Origin of the sequence: Blastococcus sp. PRF04-17, from assembly GCF_023016265.1 — a bacterium.
GTDB lineage: Bacteria > Actinomycetota > Actinomycetes > Mycobacteriales > Geodermatophilaceae > Blastococcus_B.
This window is the reverse complement of the sequence record NZ_CP095412.1, coordinates 2360878-2380970: the sequence shown is the minus strand read 5'-3', so window position 1 is coordinate 2380970 and position 20093 is coordinate 2360878. Positions and strand designations below refer to the sequence as shown.

The following is a 20093-nucleotide window of genomic DNA, read 5'->3' as shown; positions in this document are numbered from 1 at the left end:
CGTGCGACCGGCCGCCGTCCCCGACTCCGTGCGCAGCGGTGTCTTCCGCGGATCGTCGGCCGTCCGAGCAGGTCTGCTCACCCGGCGACAGCTCGACGGCCCTACCTGGCGCCGCCTGTGGCGGGACGTCTACGCGCACGCGGACGTCCCGGTCACCCACGAACTGCGGGCGGAGGCCGCCTGCCTCCTCCTGCCGGACGCGGTCGTCACCGGCAGGAGCGCGGCCGTGCTCTGGGGCGTCGAACTCGCGGGTCCCATGGACGACGTCGAAGTGACGATCCCTCCGTCGTCGTCACCCCGACGGCACCCGGGCCTCGTCGTCCGGCGTGCGAGCATCCCGCCCGAGCACCGGTGGCGGCGGATGAGCCTCCCTGTCACCACCTCCCTGGCCACGACCCTGCGGCTCGCGGCGGCCATTCCCGGAGACGACGCGGTGGTCGCCGTGGACCAGATGGTGGCCTCCGGCGTCGTGGACCTCGTCCCGATCCGGGCACTGGCCGCAGCCGCGCGGGGCCCCGGCTCGTCGCGGGCGCGGACCGTCTGTGCACTGGCCGACGGCCTGGCGGGGTCACCGCAGGAGACGCGGCTCCGCCTGCTCATCCTGCGGAGCGGCCTCCCGGCGCCGGTGGCCCAGTTCCAGGTCATGGCCGGCCGGGAGCGCGTCGCTCGCGTGGACTTCGCCTGGCCCGACCGCAAGGTGGCCGTGGAGTACGACGGCCTCTGGCACGCGAAGGACGAGCAGTTCGCGAAGGACCGCCGTCGACTCAACCGGCTCCGGGCGGCCGGTTGGACCGTCGTCTTCGTGACGGCCGGGCACCTGTACCGGCCGGACGACCTGATCGCCGAGATCGCGGCCGCACTCGGGCTGTGACTGTTCGCCCGTCCACGCCATGTCGTGCGGATGAGGTGGACACGCGCACAACCGCGGAGCGGGTGCCTCAGCCGTCACCCTCTCGGGTGAGATCACGCGGCAGGCTCTTCAGGCGAGCGGGAATCGGGCCGAGCAGACCCGTATGGCGATCAGCGTCCTCGGCACCTACGCAGCACCGCAGGTCAGCGGTGCGGCGGGGGCTGCAGTCTCGACGCCCTGCGCCACCGCCCGCCGGCTGCCCGTGGCCGTCGTCGCCGCCGGCTCCCTCGCCGTCGTCGAGGCCTTGGGCCTGCTGGCCGTCGCGCTCACCGGCCTGGACGCCGTCCTGTCGTCGGTCGCGACGGGTGGCTGGCTCGTCGCGGGTGGTCTGGTCGTCCTCGCCGGCTGGATCGTGCTCTGCGCCGGCAGCGGCGCCGCCCTGATCGACGGCGCCGGCCGCAACCTCCTCATGGGTCTGGCCTACGCCGAGATGACCCTGGTCGCGGGCCTGCTGGTCGCGGCCACCGTCCTGCCCTTCCAGAACCCCACCTCGCTCCCGGTCCCGGCGCTCGGCCTGCTGGCCCTGGCCGTGCCGATCGCCAAGCTGCTCCTCGTCGGTGCGCCCTCGTCGCGGGCCTGGATCGCCGCCGGCCCCCGCCTCCGCGTCGGTCGTCCGGACCCGGTGCAGTCGCACCGCCTGCTCGCCACCGTGACCCTGGGGCTCATCGGCGCCTCGCTGTGCGCGGTCGCGATCGTGACCCCGGTGCAGGGCGGCGCCGCGGGCGAGCCGGCGTCGGCGGTCTTCACCCAGGACTGACCCGTACGCGGTGGACGGGGCTCCGTACTGTGAGCCCGTGAGTGATCGGCACATCCTGACCGCCGTCGCGTGGCCCTACGCCAACGGCCCGCGGCACATCGGCCACGTCTCCGGCTTCGGCGTCCCCTCGGACGTGTTCAGCCGCTACCGGCGGATGACCGGTGACAAGGTGCTGATGGTCAGCGGCACCGACGAGCACGGGACGCCGATCACCGTCGCCGCCGACGCCGAGGGCGTCACCCCCCGGGAGATCGCCGACCGCAACAACCGGATCATCGTGCAGGACCTGCAGTCCCTCGGGCTGAGCTACGACCTGTTCACCCGCACGACGACGGTCAACCACGCCCAGGTCAGCCAGGAGATCTTCCTGGGACTGCTCAAGAACGGCTACGTCTTCCCGAAGACGACGCTCGGCGCGATCAGCCCGTCGACCGGCCGCACGCTGCCCGACCGCTACATCGAGGGCACCTGCCCCATCTGCGGCTACGACGGCGCCCGCGGCGACCAGTGCGACAACTGCGGCAACCAGCTCGACCCGACCGACCTGATCAATCCGGTCAGCCGGATCAACGGCGAGACGCCGAAGTTCGTCGAGAGCGAGCACTACTTCCTCGACCTGCCGGCGTTCACCCGGGCCCTGGGCGACTGGCTGGCCACCCGCAGGAGCTGGCGGCCCAACGTCCTCAACTTCAGCGTGAACCTGCTCGACGACCTCAAGCCGCGCAGCTACACCCGCGACATCGACTGGGGCGTGCCGGTGCCGCTCGACGGCTGGCGCGACCGGCCCGACAAGCGCATCTACGTCTGGTTCGACGCCGTCGTCGGCTACCTGTCGGCGTCCATCGAGTGGGCCCGCCGGTCCGGGGACGACGACGCGTGGCGGCAGTGGTGGCAGACGCCCGACTCCGACGCCTACTACTTCATGGGCAAGGACAACATCGTCTTCCACTCCGAGATCTGGCCCGCGCAGCTGCTCGGCTACAACGGCGAGGGCGACAAGGGCGGCACCCCCGGCGACCTGGGCGGCTCAACCTGCCCACCGAGGTCGTCTCCAGCGAGTTCCTGACGATGGAGGGGCGCAAGTTCTCCTCCTCCCGCCAGGTCGTCATCTACGTGCGCGACTTCCTCGCCCGCTACGACGCCGACGCGCTGCGGTACTTCATCGCCGTCGCGGGCCCGGAGAACCAGGACACCGACTTCACCTGGGCGGAGTTCCTGCGCCGCAACAACGACGAGCTCGTCGCCGGCTGGGGCAACCTGGTCAACCGCAGCGTGTCGATGGCGGCCAAGAACGTCGGCGCCGTCCCCGCTCCCGGCGACCTGACCGACGCCGACCGGGCGCTGCTGGCCACCACCCAGGGCGCGTTCGCGCCGATCGGCGACCTGCTGGCCCGCAACCGGCAGAAGGCCGCGGCCACCGAGGCCATGCGGGTCGTCGGCGAGGCCAACAAGTACCTGTCGGACCAGGCGCCGTGGAAGCTCAAGGAGGACCCGGCCCGCCGCGACACGGTGCTGCACACGGCCCTGCAGGCGATCAGCGACTGCAACGCGCTGCTGACCCCGTTCCTCCCGCACTCGGCGCAGAAGGTGCACGAGCTGCTCGGCGGCACGGGCGTCTGGTCGCCGGCGCCGCGCATCGACGAGGTCACCGACCTCGACGACGGCTCGCCGTACCCGATCATCACCGGGAACTACGACGACGGTCAGGCCGTGTGGGCCTCCCGCCCCCTCCCACCGGGGACGCCGCTCAGCCCGCCCACGCCGGTCTTCACCAAGCTCGACCCGTCGATCGTGGACGAGGAACTGGCCCGGCTCGAGGGCGGTTCGTGAGCCGGTCGGCGTCCGCCCGGGCCAACCGGCGGGGTGAGCCGCCACCGTCCCCGGAGCCGTTGCCGGGGCCTGCGGTCGACAGCCACACCCACCTCGACATCGTCCTCGACGGCTTCCGCCCGGAGGGCGGCCCGACCTCGACCACCGAGGACGTCGACGCCGAGATCGCCGAGGCGGTCGCGGTGAACGTCCCGCGGCTGGTGCAGGTGGGTGTGGACGTGGCGTCGTCCCGCTGGTCGGCGGAGCTGGCTGCCCGGCACCCGAACGTGCTCGCCGCCGTCGCCATCCATCCCAACGAGGCCGGCTCGGGCGAGGCCACGGACGACGCCCTCGCCGAGATCGACCGGCTGGCCGCGCTGCCGCGGGTGCGGGCGGTGGGGGAGACCGGTCTGGACAGGTACCGCACCGGAGAGGAGGGCTGGGCGGCGCAGGAGGGCTCCTTCCGGGCGCACATCCGCATCGCGAAGGAGCGCGGCGTCGCCCTGGTCGTCCACGACCGGGACGCCCACGAGGAGGTGCTCCGCGTCGTCGACGACGAGGGGGCGCCCGAGCACGTCGTGATGCACTGCTTCTCGGGCGACGCCGCGTTCGCGCAGGCCTGCATCGAGCGCGGCTTCGTGCTGTCGTTCGCGGGCACGGTGACCTTCGGCAACGCCGGCTACCTGCGGGCGGCCGCCGCCGTCACGCCGGTCGACCAGTTGCTGGTCGAGACCGACGCGCCGTTCCTGACACCGATGCCGCACCGCGGCCGCCCAACGCCTCGCGCCTCGTCCCGCACACGGTCCGCGCCCTGGCCGAGATCACCGGCGTCGAGCTGACCGAGCTCTGCGCGGGGATCGGCGCCACGGCGGAGCGGGTCTTCGGAACCTGGGAGCCCGAGCCCGCCACCAGCGCGCCGTAAACGGGGGACACTGGCACCGTGGGCCGTCTCATCGCCGTAGTGCTCTTCATCGCCGTGCTCGTGCCCGGCGTCCTCCTGGCGCGCGAGTGGTGGCTGGCGGCGGGCCGACGCGCTGTCGCCGCCGGCTCGGTCGAACTGGCCGAGCCGACCGCCGACGGCATGCGCGCGCTGCACCGCCAGGCCCTCCACGGACGACGGGTGCGCCGGCTCGGCCTGCTGCTCGGCCTGGCCGGCGTGATCGCCACCGTCGTCCTCTTCGCCGAGGCGTCGGTCTTCCTCTGGCTGCCCGTCCTCGTCCTCGGGCTGCTGGCCGGAGTGCTGCTCGCCGAGGCGACCCGCCCCCGTCCTCGGTGGAAGCTCTCGTCCCCGCCCCGTCGCCCCCGGCGGGCGGAGCTGATCTCGGGCTGGCTCGTGGGGATCATGCGCGTCGTGGTCGCCGGCGACGTGGCCGCCGCCGTCGTCCTGCAGCGGGCGGGCGAGCTGTCCGATGCCGTCTTCTGGGCGGTGCTCGTCGCCCCCGTGACCGCCTGGCTGCTGGCCGAGATCGCCCTGCTGCGGGCGCTGGTACGGCCGCTGCCCGCCGAGGGCGCCGACGTCCCCGTCGACGAGGCCCTCCGCACCTGGACGGCACACCTGGTCACGGCCGCCACGAGCGTGCTGGCCCTGCTGCCGCTCGGCACGCTGCTGCTGCGTGCCGGCATCGACCCCGACCGAGTCACCGAGGGCTACGACTTCCTGCCGGTGATCCTCGTCGCGGGTGGCTTCTCGGCCCTGGCCGCCGGTGCCGCCGTGGCCGGCTTCCTGGTCACCTGGCTGCGGCCGGTGCACTCCAGCGCCCGGGCACTGGCGGGCTGAGAACCCGACCGAACCCCACCGAACCCGGCCCTCGTGCCCCATCGGGCCCGTTCCCACGCTGTGGCCTTGGTCACGGGGAGATGGGGCTCCGTCCCAGCCGTCACACCGGTCCCACCCGGCACGTCACTCACGCACCGTGTCGGCGCGCCCACGTTCTGCCCACCACGGGCTCTGCTTCACTCGATGCGCATCATTTGCCACTCGCACCGTGTTCGTTATCGTGTCGTGACCGACAGCCGGGGTGGAGACCGACCCGGGCGGAGTTCACCGACCGGGAGCTGACGCTCTCGCCGGCTGCCGTCCGGAGCGGACCACGCAGGCGCGTCGTCCTCGGACGGCGTGCCCGTTCTCCTGCCCGGGTTCTGTGACCCCGTGGAAGTGTTGTGCGCCGCTCTCTCCAGCTCAGTCTGTTCGCCGTGGTCCTGCTCGGACTGGTCGGCGGCACGCTGGCCTACTTCGTCGCCGAGAAGTCCGTGACCCTGACCGTCGACGGGCAGGTCCGTGAGGTCGGCACCTATGCCGCCACGGTCGGCGACGTGCTCGAGGAGGAGGGCCTGGAGCCCGCCGCCCACGACGTGGTGCTCCCGAACCCCGCCCAGCCCGTCGCCGACGGCGACGCCGTCATCCTGAACCGGGCGCGCCCGCTGCAGCTCACGGTGGACGGCGTCTCGCGCGAGGTCTACGTGACCGCGCTGTCGGTGAACGACGCCCTCGACCAGCTCGGCCTGCGCGAGGAGGGGCTCGTCCTCTCCGCCAGCCGCAGCGAGCGCCTCCCCCTCGACGGCATGGCGCTGACGGTCACCACGCCCAAGGAGATCGTGCTGGTCGCCGACGGCCAGGAGCGCGTCGTGCGCACCACGGCCGCCACCGCCGGCGAGCTGCTCGCCGAGCACGACATCACGCTCAGCGAGACCGACCGGACCAGCCTCTTCCTGGAGCAGGGCCTGCTCAACCGCATGCGCCTCCAGGTGTTCCGCGTGCAGGTCCAGGAGGTGCAGGCGGCCGCTCCGATCCCGCACGAGCGGGTCGAGACCCCTGACCCCGACTCGTTCAAGGGCGAGGAGACCGTGACCGTCTCGGGAGTCGACGGCGAGCAGGTCACCAGCTTCCGCGTCACGATCGTCGACGGGGTCGAGAGCGCCCGCCAGACGCTCAACACCAGGGTCACCCGGCAGCCCGTGGCCGAGCAGGTCACGGTCGGCACCAAGGAGCGCCCGGCTGCTCCGGCAGTCGCGGACGGCAGCGTCTGGGACCGGCTGGCGCAGTGCGAGTCCGGCGGCAACTGGGCCATCAACACCGGCAACGGCTACTACGGCGGGCTCCAGTTCAGCCCCGGCACGTGGCGGGCGTACGGCGGCGCCGGCCTGCCGCACCAGGCCAGCCGGGAACAGCAGATCGCGATCGCGGAGAAGGTCCGGGCCGCGCGCGGCGGCTTCGGCGACTGGCCGGGCTGCGCGTCCAAGCTCGGCCTCCCCCGCTGAGCCGATCGGCTGCTGACGACGGGCTGCTGGGCCCGGCGGTCATCCGCGAACTGGCCCAGCGGCTCGACCTGCGGCCGACGAAGACCCTCGGCCAGAACTTCCTGCACGACGCCAACACGATCCGGCGGATCGTGCGCACCGCGGACCTCGTCCCCGAGGACGTCGTCCTCGAGGTCGGGCCCGGGCTGGGCTCGCTGACGCTCGGGCTGCTGCCGGTCGTCGACCGCGTCGTAGCCGTGGAGATCGACCCACGGCTGGCCGCCCTGCTGCCGGAGACGGTGGCGGCCCGTCGTCCCGACCTCACCGGCCGGCTCACGGTCGTCGAAGCCGATGCCCTGCGGATCCGGGAGATCCCCGGTCCGCCACCGACGGCGCTGGTGGCGAACCTGCCCTACAACATCGCCGTCCCCGTGCTGCTGACCCTGCTGGAACTGCTGCCGACGCTGGACCGGGCGCTCGTGCTCGTGCAGGCCGAGGTCGCCGAGCGGCTGGCCGCCGCGCCGGGCTCGCCCGCCTACGGCGTGCCGTCGGTCAAGGCCGCCTGGTACGGCGAGGTCCGTCGGGCCGGAGCGGTGGGCCGCACGGTGTTCTGGCCTCAGCCCAACGTCGACTCGGGGCTGGTCGCGCTGGTCCGCCGCCCGCCACCGCCGGGGGACCGCCGCGCCACGTTCGACGTGATCGATGCGGCCTTCGCGTCCCGCCGGAAGAGCCTGCGTGCCGGTCTCGCCCGCTGGGCGGGCAGTCCCGCAGCCGCGGAGGCACGGTTGCGCGCCGCGGGCATCGACCCGGCCGCCCGCGGCGAGCAGCTGACCGTCACCGACTTCGCCCGGCTCGCGGCTACCGAACCGGTCGGCCCGTGACCGGCGTCGTGGTCCAGGCCCCGGCCAAGGTCAACGTGCACCTGGGTGTGGGGCCGCTGCGGCCCGACGGCTTCCACGAGCTGCGCACGGTGTACCTCGCCGTCTCGCTGTTCGACACCGTGACCGCCCGGCCCGGTGAGGGGCTGGCCCTGTCGGTGACGGGCGAGGGCGCCGACGTCGTCCCCGCCGACCGCACCAACCTGGTCTGGCGGGCCGCCGAGCTGCTGTCCGCGGCGGCCGGGGTCCCGGCGGACGCCGAGCTCGCGATCGCGAAGACCATCCCGGCCGCGGCGGGCCTCGCCGGTGGCAGCGCCGACGCCGCGGCGGCCCTGGTCGCGCTCGACGCCCTCTGGGGTACCCGGGCGGGCCGCGAGGACCTCGCCGTCCTGGCCGCCCAGCTCGGCAGCGACGTGCCGTTCAGCCTGGCGGGCGGGGTGGCCCTCGGCGCGGGCCGCGGCGAGCGGCTCTCTCCGGTCCTGGCCAGAGCGCAGAGCCACTGGGTGCTCGGCATCGCCGGGGAAGGGCTGTCCACGCCGGCCGTGTACGGGGAGCTCGACCGCCTGCGGGCCGCCGGCCGGCTCCCCGAGGGAACCGACCTGGCGCCCGCCGAGCCGGTGCTCGCGGCCCTGCGCAGCGGCGTGCCCGACGAGCTGGCCGAGGCCCTCCACAACGACCTGCAGGCGCCGGCTCTGTCGCTGCGGGCCGAGCTGGGACGAGCACTCAGGGCCGCCACCGACGCCGGGGCGGCGGCGGCACTGGTGAGCGGGTCGGGGCCCACCGTGGCGGCCCTGGCGCGTGACGAGCCGTCAGCGGTCCGGCTGGCGGCCGCCCTCGCCGGCGCCGGGGTCTTCCGCACCGTGCGCGCCGTCCACGGCCCGGTGCCGGGCGCCCGCCTGATCGGTTAGCGGGCGCGCAGCCCCGGGTGCGGGTCGAGGTGGGCGAGGCCGTTGTACGCGAGGTTGACCAGATGGGCGGCCACCTCGTGCTTGCCGGGTGAGCGGGTGTCGAGCCACCACTGGCCCACGAGGGCGACCATGCCGACCAGCGCCTGGCTGTAGAGCTCGGCGAGCCCGTCGTCGTAGCCCCGGGCCTCGAACTGCCGACCCAGGATGTGCTCGACCTTGCGGGCCACCTCGCCGATCAGCGACGAGAACCCCCCGACGCCGCTGGTCACCGGCGCGTCGCGGGTGAGCACCCGGAACCCGTCGGTGTCCTCCTCGATGTAGTCGAGCAGCACCAGCGCGGCGCGCTCGAGCAGCTCGCGCGGGTGCCCGGGAGCCGACAGCGCAGAGGTGAACCGCTCGAGCAGCGCCTGCATCTCGCGGTCGACGACGACGGCGTAGAGGCCCTCCTTGCCGCCGAAGTGTTCGTAGACGACGGGCTTGCTGACGTCGGCCCGGGCCGCGAGCTCCTCGATCGAGGTGGCTTCGAAGCCCTTCTGCGCGAACAGCTCGCGGCCGATCTCGAGCAGCTGCTGACGCCGCTGGGCGCCCGTCATCCGGACGCGGGGACGCTGGGCGCCGCTGCTCATGGGAGCCATCCTGCCCTCGACGCCCACCCGGGCACCGCCCCGAGCGGGCGAGGGGGCTTCTTCAGCTCGACGTCGCGGCGGCAGCCGGGGTGCGGCGCTTGGTTGCCAGCCGGACCGGGTCGGGCCACTTCACCTCACGCGCCCAGCCGAACTTCTCGAAGATCCAGATCACCCGGGCGCTGATGTCGATCTGCCCGCGCAGGACGCCGTGACGGGCGCACGTCGGGTCGGCGTGGTGCAGGTTGTGCCAGGACTCGCCCCCGCTGAGGATCGCCAGCGGCCAGAAGTTGGTCGCGCGGTCGCGGGAGACGAACGGACGGTTGCCGACGACGTGGCAGACCGAGTTGATCGACCACGTGACGTGGTGCAGCAGCGCGATGCGGACGAGGCCGGCCCAGAAGAACGCCGACCATGCCCCTGCCCAGGTGCCCGTCACCAGACCGCCGATGACGCCGGGGAGGAAGAGGCTGAGGGCCGCCCAGACCACGAACAGCTTGCTCGTCGTCACGAGGGCGGCGTCCTTGAGCAGGTCGGGGGCGTACCGGGCCTGGTTGGTCTTGCGGCGCTCGAACGTCCACCCCAGGTGGGCGTGCCACATGCCCTTGAGCAGTGACCGGAGGTCGGTGCCGTAGCGCCACGGCGAGTGCGGGTCACCGGCCCGGTCGGCGAACGCGTGGTGCCGACGGTGGTCGGCCACCCACTGGATGACCGGCCCCTGGATCGCCATCGAGCCGGCGGCGGCCAGCGCCAGCCGGAGCGGGCGCTTGGCCTTGAACGAGCCATGGGTGAAGTGGCGGTGGTAGCCCACGGTCACGCCCAGCAGGGTGAGGTAGTAGAAGCCGACCGCCAACCCGACGTCCAGCCAGGACAGCCCCCAGCCCCAGACCGCGGGGACGACGGCGGCGAGTGCCAGGAACGGGACGAGCACGATCACGTAGAGCGTGACGATCTCGAGGTGGCTCTTGTGCCTGCCGATCGCGTTGGCGGGCAAGCCGGCATGCGGCTCCGCGAGCGGGGGCGCCATGGGCCGGGTGAGGGCGGGTGCGGACAACTGGACTCCTGAGCGCTGATCGATCGGCCGTGCGTGCGGTCCTGGACCGACGGCGCCGCGACTACAGGGCGGAACCTACGGGACCGTAGGGAGGACGGCGACCGGAGCCCCCGGTGCCCATTGGTGCCTCTCCGGCGTCCCGGCCCTAGGCTCGCCGAAGGTGCCGAGTACGTTCGGCGCCTCCGCGGCGCCCTCCGGGCGGTCGTCCGTGCCCGGGCCGCGGGTGGGGGATGGGGTAATCGGCAGCCCGCCGGCCTTTGGAGCCGTGCAGTCTCGGTTCGAGTCCGAGTCCCCCAGCACCGACCCTGATGCCGTCCGAGGAGACCCGTGACCCCGCAGGAGACATCCGAACCGGCCGTCGCGGCGGTCGTCGTCCTCGCCGCCGGCCAGGGCACCCGCATGCGTTCGGCGACGCCCAAGGTGCTGCACGCGATCGGCGGCCGCAGCCTGCTCGGCCACGTGCTGGCCGCCGCCGAGCCGCTCGCCGCCGCAGCCACGGTCGTCGTCGTGGGCGCGGGCCGCGAGGCGGTGGAGGAGCACCTGCGGGAGATCGCGCCTGCGGCGGTCCCCGTCGTCCAGGAGGAGCAGCTGGGGTCCGGGCACGCGGCCGCGGTGGCGCTGTCGGCGCTGTCCGACATCGAGGGCCCGGTCCTGCTCCTCAACGGGGATGCCCCGCTGCTGCGCGCGACGACGGTCATCGACCTCGTCGCGGCCCACAAGCGGGCGGGCAGCCTGCTCACGGTCCTGACCGCGGAGGTCGACGACCCCACCGGGCTGGGCCGCGTCGTCCGCGGCGCGGACGGTGGCGTCCAGGCCATCGTCGAGGAGCGGGACGCCACCGACGCGCAGCGGGCCATCCGGGAGATCAATGCCGGTGTCTACGTCGCGGACGCCGCCGCCCTGCGGCGCAGCCTCGCCGGCGTCGGCTCCGCCAACGCCCAGGGCGAGCAGTACCTGACCGACGTCGTCGTGCTGCTCGTCGCCGACGGCGCTCCGGTCGGCGCGTTCGTGGCCGGCGACCCCGACGACGTCCTCGGCTGCAACGACCGGCGCGAGCTCGCCGACCGCGGGCGGACGCTCAACGAGCGCCTGCTCGACGGCCTCATGCGCGCCGGCGTCACCGTCGTCGACCCGTCGACCACCTGGGTCGACGTGACCGTCACCGTGGCGCCGGACGTCGTCCTCGAGCCCGGCACGCAGCTCAAGGGGACGACGTCGGTCGCCGCCGGGGCCGTCGTGGGGCCGGACACCACGCTGGCCGACTGCAGGGTGGGGGAGGAGGCCACCGTGCTGCGGTCGCACTGCCTCGGCGCCGACATCGGTCCGCGGGTGTCCGTCGGCCCGTTCAGCTACCTGCGGCCCGGCACCCGCCTCGCGACGCGGTCGAGGGTCGGCGCCTTCGTCGAGACGAAGAACGCAGAGGTGGGTGAGGACTCCAAGGTGCCGCACCTCTCCTACGTGGGGGACGCCACGATCGGCACCGGCGCCAACATCGGCGCGGCCACCGTCTTCGTCAACTACGACGGCGTCGCCAAGCACCGCACCACGGTGGGCGACCACGTGCGCATCGGCTCGGACACCATGCTCGTGGCGCCGGTCACGGTCGGGGACGGCGCCTACACGGCGGCAGGGTCGGTGATCACCTCGGACGTGCCCCCCGGGGCCATGGCCGTCGCACGGTCACCGCAGCGGAATGTGGCAGGCTGGGTGCGTCGCCGTCGGTCAGGGTCGCCCGCGGCACGGGCCGCGGAGGCTGCCGAGCGCCGGGCGGAGAGCCCCGCCGGCGACCCCGGTCACGACACCGACGAGTAGGGACGGCGAAGCCGATGAGCGCGATCAGGCAGGCGACCAGCAAGAGCCTGATGCTCTTCTCCGGGCGGGCCTTCCCCGAGCTGACCGACGAGATCGCCGGCCACCTCGGCGTCACCCCCACGCCGACCGCCGCCTACGAGTTCGCCAACGGCGAGCTGTTCGTCCGGTTCGAGGAGTCGGTGCGCGGCTGCGACGCCTTCGTCGTGCAGAGCCACACCGCGCCCATCAACACCTGGCTCATGGAGCAGCTGCTGATGGTCGACGCGCTCAAGCGGGCCTCGGCCAAGCGGATCACCGTCGTCGCGCCCTTCTTCCCCTACGCCCGGCAGGACAAGAAGCACCGCGGCCGCGAGCCCATCTCCGCGCGCCTGGTCGCCGACATGTTCAAGACCGCCGGCGCCGACCGGTTGATGGCCGTCGACCTGCACACCGCCCAGATCCAGGGCTTCTTCGACGGACCCGTCGACCACCTCTTCGCCCTCGACCTGCTCGTGGGCCACGTCTGCGAGCGCTGGGGCGACCGGGAGCTCACCGTGGTCTCCCCGGACTCCGGCCGGGTGCGGGTGTCCGAGCGCTGGAGCGACAAGCTCGGGGGCGTCCCGCTGGCGTTCATCCACAAGACCCGCGACCCGCTGCGGCCCAACGAGGTCGTCGCCAACCGTGTCGTGGGCGAGGTCGAGGGCCGGGTGTGCATCCTGGTCGACGACATGATCGACACCGGCGGCACCATCGTGAAGGCCGCCGAGACGCTCTTCGAGGCCGGCGCGGCCGACGTCATCGTCACCGCGACCCACGGTGTGCTCTCCGGCCCGGCGGTCGACCGGCTGAAGAACAGCAAGATCAGCGAGGTCATCGTCACCAACACGCTGCCGATCGAGCCCGAGCGCCTGTTCGACAAGCTCACGATCCTCTCGATCGCCCCGCTGCTCGCCCGGGCGATCAAGGAGGTCTTCGAGGACGGCTCCGTCACCAGCCTCTTCGACGGAGCCAGTTAGTCCATCGGTGCTGCCGAGCGGGGCCCGCAGGGTCCTCGAGGCGGCGCCGGGCCCAGCGGAGCGTCGGGCGGAGTGGGGGCCCGCAGGGTCCCCCGACGCGCGAGAGAAGGGCTCGTCGCAGCCGGGGAACGGCACGTGGCCGCGGCGCCCGGCCGGAGGCCGGGTACATTGACATGGTTGCCCGGCGAGGGAGACCCGTTTCTCCGTGATCGACGTGCATGCCCCGGTGGTTCTACGGCCCTGACGGTGTGTCCGCGCTCGTGCGCCGGCCCGCAGACCGATCCATCCGCTGAGGAGCACATCACCGTGGCCGACTTCCGCCTCGAAGCCCAGACCCGCACCGAGTTCGGCAAGGGCAGCGCCCGCCGCACCCGCCGCGAGGGTCGCATCCCCGCCGTCCTCTACGGCCACGGCCAGGACGTCGTCCACCTGTCGCTGCCGGCCCGCGAGTTCGCCGCCGCCCTGCGCAACGGGGGCAGCAACGCCCTGCTGACCGTCGTCCTCGACGGCAAGGAGCAGCTGGCCCTGACCAAGGCCGTGCAGCGCGACCCGCTCAAGCGCACCCACGAGCACGTCGACCTGGTCATCGTCCGCCGCGGCGAGAAGGTCACCGTCGACGTGCCGGTCGTCGTGGTCGGCGAGACCGGCCCCGACACGCTGGTCAGCATCGAGCTGAACACCGTCTCGGTGCAGGTGGCCGCCACGAGCATCCCCGAGTCGATCGAGGTCGACGTGACCGGCCGCGGCGTCGGCGAGGGTTTCACCGCCGGAGACCTCACGCTGCCGCGCGGTGCCACCCTGCTCACCGACGCCGAGGCGCTGGTCGTCAACCTGATGGCCGCCCCGACCGCCGAGGCGCTGGAGGCCGAGCTGGAGGAGGCCGAGGCCGAGGCCGGCATCGAGCGCGAGGAGTCCGGCGAGGCGGCCGACGGCGCCGGCGAGGGCGACGTCGTGCCCGAGCCCCAGGACCAGGGCAGTGGCGAGTCCATGGACTCCGCCGAGAAGTCCGCGGACAACGGCTGACCGGAAGAGGACATCCCCTGACCGACGGCACGACCCTCGGGGGCGCCGGCACCGCCGGCGCCCCCGAGGCGTCCGCACCCTCCGAGGGCCCCTTCCTGGTCGTGGGCCTCGGCAATCCCGGCCCGGGCTACGCGGGCAACCGGCACAACGTCGGTGTCATGGTGCTCGAGGAGCTGGCTCGCCGCGCCGGCATCAAGCTGTCGCCCGGCAAGGGCGCGCGGGCGCGCGCCGTCTCGGGCGAGGGCCGGTTGGCCGGCCGCCGCGTCGTCCTCGCGCGCCCGCTCACGTACATGAACGAGTCCGGCGGGCCGGTCCGCGGCCTGCTCGACTACCACCACCTCCCGGTCGACGATCTCGTCGTCGTCCACGACGAGCTCGACATCCCGTTCGCGGCCGTCCGCCTCAAGCGCGGCGGCGGCGAGGGCGGCCACAACGGCCTCCGCTCGGTCACCCGCTCGACCGGGACCAAGGACTACCTGCGGGTGCGCGTCGGCATCGGCCGGCCCCCGGCCGCCAGGACGCGGCCGACTTCGTGCTCAAGGACTTCTCCGCGACCGAGCGCAAGGAGCTCGACCTGCTCGTCGCCGAGGCCGCAGACGCCGTCGAGGCGCTGCTGGCGCGTGGGCTCGAGGCCGCGCAGAACGAGGTCCACGCGCGCACCTGACCGTCCCGGTCGCCCGTCTCCCGGTCCTGCTGCGCGCGGGCGAGGACGCCGACAATCTCAGCGGGCGGACAGGGATCGATCACTCAGCGTCACAAGGGTCCCGCCCGGGCGGGTGATTTCCCCAGCTCGTCACCTGGTCGTGCGATACGCCAGGACCGCTCCCCGTGCAAACGTCACGCTCCGTATTCACCGGCCGCACCAGTGCGCCGGTGGGGTGGTGTCGAGGTACACGGGGGAAGCCAGCATGACCGCACACGGGACGACGTCCCACAGGTTCCGCCGAGCAGTGGCCGGGCTGGCCGCAGTGCTCGTCCTGGCGGGAGCCGGGGTGGCCGCACCGACGGCCGCGCGCGCCGATTCGGCGCCGCAGAACCCCGCCGATCCGGCCACGCCCACCACCGTGACCGCGGACCCGCTGCCCACCGTGCAGATCAACGGCGTGGTCTGGTCGCAGGTCGTCGTCGGCAACACCGTCTACGCGGCGGGCAAGTTCACCCGCGCCCGTCCCGCCGGGGCCGCCCCCGGGACGCAGGAGACCGTGCGGAACAACCTCCTGGCCTACGACATCCGCACCGGCGAGCTGATCACCTCCTTCGCGCCCAGCCTCAACGCGCAGGCGCTGGTGGTCACCGCATCGCCGGACGGGTCACGCATCTACGTCGGAGGCGACTTCACGCAGGCCGACGGGCAGGTGCGCAATCGGATCGCCGCCTACAGCACCGCGACCGGCCAGCTGGTCGCGGAGTGGCGGCCGAGCGTCAACGGCCAGGTGCGGGCGATCGCGGCCACGAACAGCTCGGTCTACCTGGGTGGTTCGTTCACGTCCGTCGGCTCCGTCTCCCGCCATCGCCTGGCCGCCGTCGCGGCGAACGGGCCGCTGCTGCCCTGGGCGCCGCGACCCGGGTCCGGGCCGCTGCTGAACCGGGACGGCAAGACGACCCGAAGTGACGTCGTCATGGCTCTGGTGCTGACCGGGGGCGGCTCCCAGGTCGTCGCCGCCGGCCGCTTCGACACCCTCAACGGCACCAAGGCGACCGGTGTGGGCGCTCTGGACGCCAGAACGGGCCAGACACGTCCGTTCAACGTCAACCGGATCCTCACCAACCAGGGCGTCAACTCCGCCGTGTACAGCCTGTCGACCGACGGGGTGAACGTGTACGGCACGGCCTACGACTTCTACGGCCCCGGGAACCTCGAGGGCGCCTTCTCGGCCACGGCCGACGGCGGGATCCTCAACTGGATCAACGAGTGCCACGGCGACACCTACTCCAGCTTCCCGTTCCGGGGCGCGCTGTACCTGGCCAGCCATGCCCATGTCTGCAGCAACATCGGCGGCTTCCCGGAGCAGAACCCCCGCGTCTTCAAGTACGCGACGGCCATGAGCCTGGCGGCCACCGGCAAGACCGGCACCGCCACCTTGACCAACAGCCGGCTCGCCGACGGCAGGTGGAGCGGCGCGCTCATGCAGTTCCGACCGGCGCCCTCGCTGCTGCCGTGGTTCCCCACGATGGGCATGGGCACCTACACCGGGCAGCTCCAGGCCGGCTGGAGCGTCGCGGCCGCCGGTGACTACGTCGTCTACGGCGGTGAGTTCCCACACGTCAACGGTGTGCGGCAACAGGGGCTCGTGCGGTATGCGATGCCCTCGGTCGCGCCCAACAAGGTCGGGCCGAGCGCGGCCAACCTGACTCCGACCGTGACCTCTCCCGTGGGTGGCATGGCCCGGTTGTCCTGGCGCGCCACGAGCGACCAGGACAACGAGTGGCTGACCTACCGCGTCTACCGGGACGGCAACACCGCCACGCCCGTGCACGAGATGACCCGCCGCAACATGTGGTGGACCGCGCCGGCCATGCACTTCACCGACCTCCGGGTGCCTGCCGGAACCCACACGTACCGGGTCACCGCCGTGGACCCCATGGGCAACCAGGCGAGCTCTCCGTGGACCACCGTGCAGGTGGCGGCGGGCAGCGTCGCCCGGCGCCCGTACGCCGACGCGGTCCGGGCGGACGGCGCGAGCAGCTACTGGCCGCTCGGGGAGTCCTCGGGCAGCACGGCGTTCGACCACGCAGGCCTGACCGACCTCCCGGTGAACAGCGGGATCACGCGCGGTCAGCCCGGAGCGCTCAGCGGCGACGCCGACACCGCCTACCGGTTCAGCGGCACCAACACCGGTCTGCTGGCGACGCAGACCGCGGTGCCCGGACCGAACGTCTTCTCGATCGAGACCTGGTTCAAGACGACGTCGACGACCGGCGGGAAGATCGTCGGTTTCGGCAACTCCCGGACCACCGCCAACAGCACCAGCCTCGACCGGCACCTGTACATGGACGCCGCTGGACGGCTGCTGTTCGGGGTGCACACCGGCACCCGGCAGGTCATCAGCCCCCCGACTGCCTACAACGACGGCCGGTGGCACCACGTCGTGGCGTCGCTGGGCCCTGCCGGCATGGCGCTGTACGTCGACGGGGTCCTGGCGGCCTCGCGTGCGGGTGTCACGTCGGGCCAGCCCTACAGCGGCTACTGGCGCATCGGGGGGGACGCCACCTGGGCGGGCGCGCAGTACTTCAACGGCGTGATCGACGACGTGGCGATCTACCCCGTCGCGCTGCGAGCCGACCGGGTCGCCGCCCACCACCGCCTGGGTGTGTCGGGCGGGTCGGTCAACCGTGCACCCGAGCCCCGGTTCACCGTCGAGGTGGACGGCGCCGCGGCGTTCTTCGACGCCCAGGCATCCGCCGACCCCGACGGGCAGATCGCCTCCTACGCCTGGAACTTCGGCGACGGCACGACCGGTTCGGGCGCGACGACGGGACACGCGTACGCGGCCGCCGGCACCTACCCGGTGACGTTGACCGTGACCGATGACGACGGCGCGACGGCGTCGGTCACCGAGCAGGTGACGGTCACGGCAGCTCCTGCGGGTGTGCTCGCCGCGGACGATTTCAACCGGTCCGTGACCGGCGGGCTGGGCAGCGCCGGCGTGGGCGGCCCGTGGGCGGTTGCCGTCGGAGCGGACCGGCAGTCGGTGACGCCGGGGGTGGCCGAGCTGGGCCTCCCGGCTGCCGGCAACAACACCGGGTCCTACCTGCCCGGGGTCTCGCACACCGCGGTGGACGTCCGGACCTCCTTCCGGTTGTCCTCGATGCCGACGGGAGCGGGCACGTACGTGCACGTGACCGGACGCCGGGTCGGGTCGGGGGAGGAGTACCGGGTGCGCGTGCGGGTGGCCGCGGACGGGTCGGTCGGCCTGGCCCTGTCCCGCCTGTCCGGGGGGACCGAGGCGTGGCCCGGTGGCGAGCAGATGGTGCCGGGGTTGACCTACGCGCCCGGGACGACGCTGCACGTGCGGGTCCAGGTCTCGGGTACGGGGAGCACCGACATCCGCGCCACGGTGTGGGCGGCCGGCTCTCCCGAGCCCGCGGCGCCGCAGCTGTCCCGGACCGACACCACGGCCGCGCTGCAGACCGTCGGCAGCGTGGGTCTGGCGGCCTCCCGGCCCACCAGTGCGACCGCGGCGACCGCGGTGCGGTTCACCAGCTTCATCGTGACCGCGGTCCACCCGGACTGATCCGGCGAGCCGGCGGTGGAGGGTGCGGCCGGGCCGCGCCCTCCACTGCCGCACCCGGCGGAGCGGGTGACCGGGAGAGATCGATGCTGGGCCTGGCGCGGTCGGGTGACGTGGCGTGAGACCCGCCACCTTCGTCGCCCTCCATCGGGTGAACGGTCACGGACCGTGTTGACGGTGTGATGACTCTCTGTGAGTGTTTTTGTGAAGTCGGGGGATCACCTGCACGAACGGCCAGCTCACAGCTGTGCCGTTCCGCCGGGAGTGTTCCTCCAGCTACTGAGTGTTACGAGTTCCGGGGGGAATGCATGCTTCTCGATCACCGGCAGGTGAACGACCGAACGGTCGCACTGGATGGGACGGCGGCCGCCGGAGCGGCTGCCCCCACCGGCCCCCGGCCTCTGACCCGCCGCTCCGCGCCGCGCTGGATCCGCTCCTACTCCGCCGCGCTGGTCGCCTTCGAGACGGTGTCGGCCGCTGTCGCCGCCGGCGCCGTGCTGCTGGCCCGCGGCACCTACCTCGACGTCTCGACCCCGCTGCTGTGGGGTGCGCTCGGCCTCGTCGTCGCGTGGCCCGCTCTGCTGGGGGCCACCGGCGCCTACTCCGAGCGCGTCTACGGCACCGGCAGCGACGAGTACCGCCGCGTCGGCCGCGCCGGCTTCCTGCTCCTCGCCTTCGCCAGCTTCCTGTCCTACGCCGCGCAGCTCGACCTCAGCCGCATCCTCGTGGTCGTCGCCATCCCGGCGCTCACCCTGGTGACGCTGCTCGGGCGCTACGCCGCCCGCATCCAGCTCCGTCGCCTCCGGTCGGCGGGCCGGTGCACCAAGCGCGTCGTCGTCGTCGGACGTGGCGGCGCCGTCCTGGAGCTGGTGGAGCGGCTGCAGCGGGAGCGCTACGCGGGTCTCGACGTCGTCGCTGCGTGCGTGACCCCGGCCGACCGCGTTCGCGTGACCCAGGGGGCCGGCGTGCCGGTCGGCGGTCTGGACGACGTCCTGTCGCTGGCCGCCGAGGTCGACGCCGACACCATCGCCGTGACCTCCGCCAGCGAGACGGCCGCCCAGTACCTGCGGCAGCTGTCCTGGCAGCTCGAGGGCACCGGCATCGAGCTGCTGGTCGCGCCGGGTCTGATCGAGGTCGCCGGCCCGCGCCTGCACATCCGTCCCTTCGAGGGGCTGCCCCTGCTCTCGGTCGAGCAGCCGTGCTTCGAGGGCTGGCGCCGGGTCATCAAGGGCGGCTTCGATCGCGCCGTCGCCGCCGTCGTCCTGGTGCTGCTGGCTCCGGTTCTCGCCGGCATCGCGATCGCCGTGAAGCTGACCAGCCCCGGCCCGGTGCTCTACCGCCAGGAGCGGATCGGCCTGAACGGCAGCTCGTTCACCATGCTGAAGTTCCGCAGCATGATCGCCGACGCCGATCGCCGGCTCGAGGACCTGCGCGGTGACAACATCTCCGACGGACTGCTGTTCAAGATGCGCTCCGACCCGCGGGTCACCCCGGTGGGCCGGCTGCTGCGCCGCCTGTCCCTCGACGAGCTGCCGCAGCTGTTCAACGTCGTGCGCGGCACGATGTCGCTGGTCGGCCCGCGGCCGCCGCTGCCGGGCGAGGTCGCCCGGTACGACAACCAGGTGAGCCGGCGGCTGCTGGTGAAGCCCGGTCTGACCGGCCTGTGGCAGATCTCGGGCCGCAGCGACCTGTCGTGGGAGGAGTCGGTCCGCCTGGACCTGCGCTACGTCGAGAACTGGTCGCTGGCCCTCGACATGCTCATCCTCTGGAAGACCGGCCGCGCGGTCCTGTCCCGGTCCGGGGCCTACTGACCCCCTCGTCCGAGCGTCACTCCTCCGGGTCACGGTGTCCGGCG

The 20093-nt window shown here is 73.2% G+C and carries 17 protein-coding genes, 1 tRNA gene and 1 pseudogene; 17 read left to right on the top strand and 2 right to left on the bottom strand.

Annotated features, from left to right (window positions below; genetic code table 11):
* Position 1: 1 nt before the first annotated feature.
* From MVA48_RS12100 to MVA48_RS12055, 9 genes are all read left to right on the top strand, one after another.
* Entirely contained in the window at positions 2-871 is an 870-nt protein-coding gene (locus MVA48_RS12100) for a DUF559 domain-containing protein (protein ID WP_246980658.1), read from the top strand.
* Between the two features lie 142 nt (positions 872-1013).
* Positions 1014-1667 carry a hypothetical protein gene (locus MVA48_RS12095; protein ID WP_246980656.1) on the top strand — a complete coding sequence of 218 codons (654 nt, stop codon included), beginning with the start codon at positions 1014-1016 and terminating at the stop codon, positions 1665-1667.
* Between the two features lie 37 nt (positions 1668-1704).
* Positions 1705-2733, top strand: coding sequence for a methionine--tRNA ligase (locus MVA48_RS24495; RefSeq protein WP_256461063.1), 1029 nt, complete (start codon positions 1705-1707; stop codon positions 2731-2733).
* A gap of 2 nt (positions 2734-2735) precedes the next feature.
* Positions 2736-3497 carry a class I tRNA ligase family protein gene (locus MVA48_RS24490; RefSeq protein ID WP_256461062.1) on the top strand — a complete coding sequence of 254 codons (762 nt, stop codon included), beginning with the start codon at positions 2736-2738 and terminating at the stop codon, positions 3495-3497.
* Complete coding sequence (locus tag MVA48_RS12080; protein ID WP_246980654.1) at positions 3494-4315, top strand: TatD family hydrolase; 822 nt, start codon at positions 3494-3496, stop codon at positions 4313-4315. Before MVA48_RS24490 ends, MVA48_RS12080 begins: the two co-directional genes overlap by 4 nt.
* Positions 4316-4416: 101 nt before the next feature.
* Entirely contained in the window at positions 4417-5253 is an 837-nt protein-coding gene (locus MVA48_RS12075; RefSeq protein WP_246980652.1) for a hypothetical protein, read from the top strand.
* 383 nt (positions 5254-5636) lie between these two features.
* Positions 5637-6734 (top strand): resuscitation-promoting factor, encoded by a 1098-nt coding sequence (locus tag MVA48_RS12070; protein WP_305852257.1) that lies wholly within the window; start codon positions 5637-5639, stop codon positions 6732-6734.
* A 131-nt stretch (positions 6735-6865) separates the two neighbouring features.
* Positions 6866-7594, top strand: a complete 729-nt coding sequence (rsmA, locus tag MVA48_RS12060; protein WP_246980650.1) for a 16S rRNA (adenine(1518)-N(6)/adenine(1519)-N(6))-dimethyltransferase RsmA — start codon at positions 6866-6868, stop codon at positions 7592-7594.
* The gene (locus MVA48_RS12055) at positions 7591-8499 is read left to right on the top strand and encodes a 4-(cytidine 5'-diphospho)-2-C-methyl-D-erythritol kinase (protein WP_246980648.1); all 909 of its coding nucleotides are present in this window, start codon (positions 7591-7593) and stop codon (positions 8497-8499) included. The genes rsmA and MVA48_RS12055 overlap by 4 nt, the downstream gene beginning before the upstream one ends.
* Here the strand turns inward: MVA48_RS12055 and MVA48_RS12050 are convergent.
* Positions 8496-9125: a TetR/AcrR family transcriptional regulator gene (locus MVA48_RS12050; RefSeq protein ID WP_246980646.1), complete on the bottom strand. Its 630-nt coding sequence runs from the start codon at positions 9123-9125 to the stop codon at positions 8496-8498. The two genes, MVA48_RS12055 and MVA48_RS12050, sit on opposite strands and share 4 nt — an antisense overlap.
* A gap of 61 nt (positions 9126-9186) precedes the next feature.
* Entirely contained in the window at positions 9187-10176 is a 990-nt protein-coding gene (locus MVA48_RS12045) for an acyl-CoA desaturase (protein WP_246980644.1), read from the bottom strand.
* 224 nt (positions 10177-10400) lie between these two features.
* On the opposite strand from MVA48_RS12045, the gene MVA48_RS12040 reads away from it, so the two are divergent.
* From MVA48_RS12040 to MVA48_RS12005, 8 genes and pseudogenes are all read left to right on the top strand, one after another.
* A tRNA-Gln gene (locus MVA48_RS12040) sits at positions 10401-10473 on the top strand.
* 30 nt (positions 10474-10503) lie between these two features.
* Entirely contained in the window at positions 10504-11988 is a 1485-nt protein-coding gene (gene glmU, locus MVA48_RS12035; RefSeq protein ID WP_246980642.1) for a bifunctional UDP-N-acetylglucosamine diphosphorylase/glucosamine-1-phosphate N-acetyltransferase GlmU, read from the top strand.
* A 14-nt stretch (positions 11989-12002) separates the two neighbouring features.
* The gene (locus MVA48_RS12030) at positions 12003-12983 is read left to right on the top strand and encodes a ribose-phosphate diphosphokinase (RefSeq protein ID WP_246980641.1); all 981 of its coding nucleotides are present in this window, start codon (positions 12003-12005) and stop codon (positions 12981-12983) included.
* A gap of 306 nt (positions 12984-13289) precedes the next feature.
* On the top strand, positions 13290-14006 hold the full coding sequence (locus MVA48_RS12025; RefSeq protein ID WP_246980640.1) for a 50S ribosomal protein L25/general stress protein Ctc: 717 nt from the start codon (positions 13290-13292) through the stop codon (positions 14004-14006).
* Between the two features lie 101 nt (positions 14007-14107).
* Positions 14108-14461 (top strand): annotated as a pseudogene (gene pth, locus MVA48_RS12020) (aminoacyl-tRNA hydrolase); the annotation flags it as partial.
* A gap of 77 nt (positions 14462-14538) precedes the next feature.
* Entirely contained in the window at positions 14539-14670 is a 132-nt protein-coding gene (locus MVA48_RS12015) for a hypothetical protein (protein WP_246989200.1), read from the top strand.
* Between the two features lie 244 nt (positions 14671-14914).
* On the top strand, positions 14915-18241 hold the full coding sequence (locus tag MVA48_RS12010) for a LamG-like jellyroll fold domain-containing protein (protein ID WP_246989198.1): 3327 nt from the start codon (positions 14915-14917) through the stop codon (positions 18239-18241).
* A 326-nt stretch (positions 18242-18567) separates the two neighbouring features.
* Positions 18568-20049 (top strand): sugar transferase, encoded by a 1482-nt coding sequence (locus tag MVA48_RS12005; protein WP_246980639.1) that lies wholly within the window; start codon positions 18568-18570, stop codon positions 20047-20049.
* Positions 20050-20093: the final 44 nt, after the last annotated feature.

What these genes read in the sequence shown, in the direction of transcription:
- MVA48_RS12095 (WP_246980656.1), top strand. Translation starts at nt 1,014, where the DNA reads ATGGCGATCAGCGTCCTCGGCACCTACGCAGCACCGCAGGTCAGCGGT.
- MVA48_RS24490 (WP_256461062.1), top strand. Translation starts at nt 2,736, where the DNA reads ATGGAGGGGCGCAAGTTCTCCTCCTCCCGCCAGGTCGTCATCTACGTG.
- MVA48_RS12050 (WP_246980646.1), bottom strand. Translation starts at nt 9,125, where the DNA reads ATGAGCAGCGGCGCCCAGCGTCCCCGCGTCCGGATGACGGGCGCCCAG.
- MVA48_RS12030 (WP_246980641.1), top strand. Translation starts at nt 12,003, where the DNA reads ATGAGCGCGATCAGGCAGGCGACCAGCAAGAGCCTGATGCTCTTCTCC.
- MVA48_RS12010 (WP_246989198.1), top strand. Translation starts at nt 14,915, where the DNA reads ATGACCGCACACGGGACGACGTCCCACAGGTTCCGCCGAGCAGTGGCC.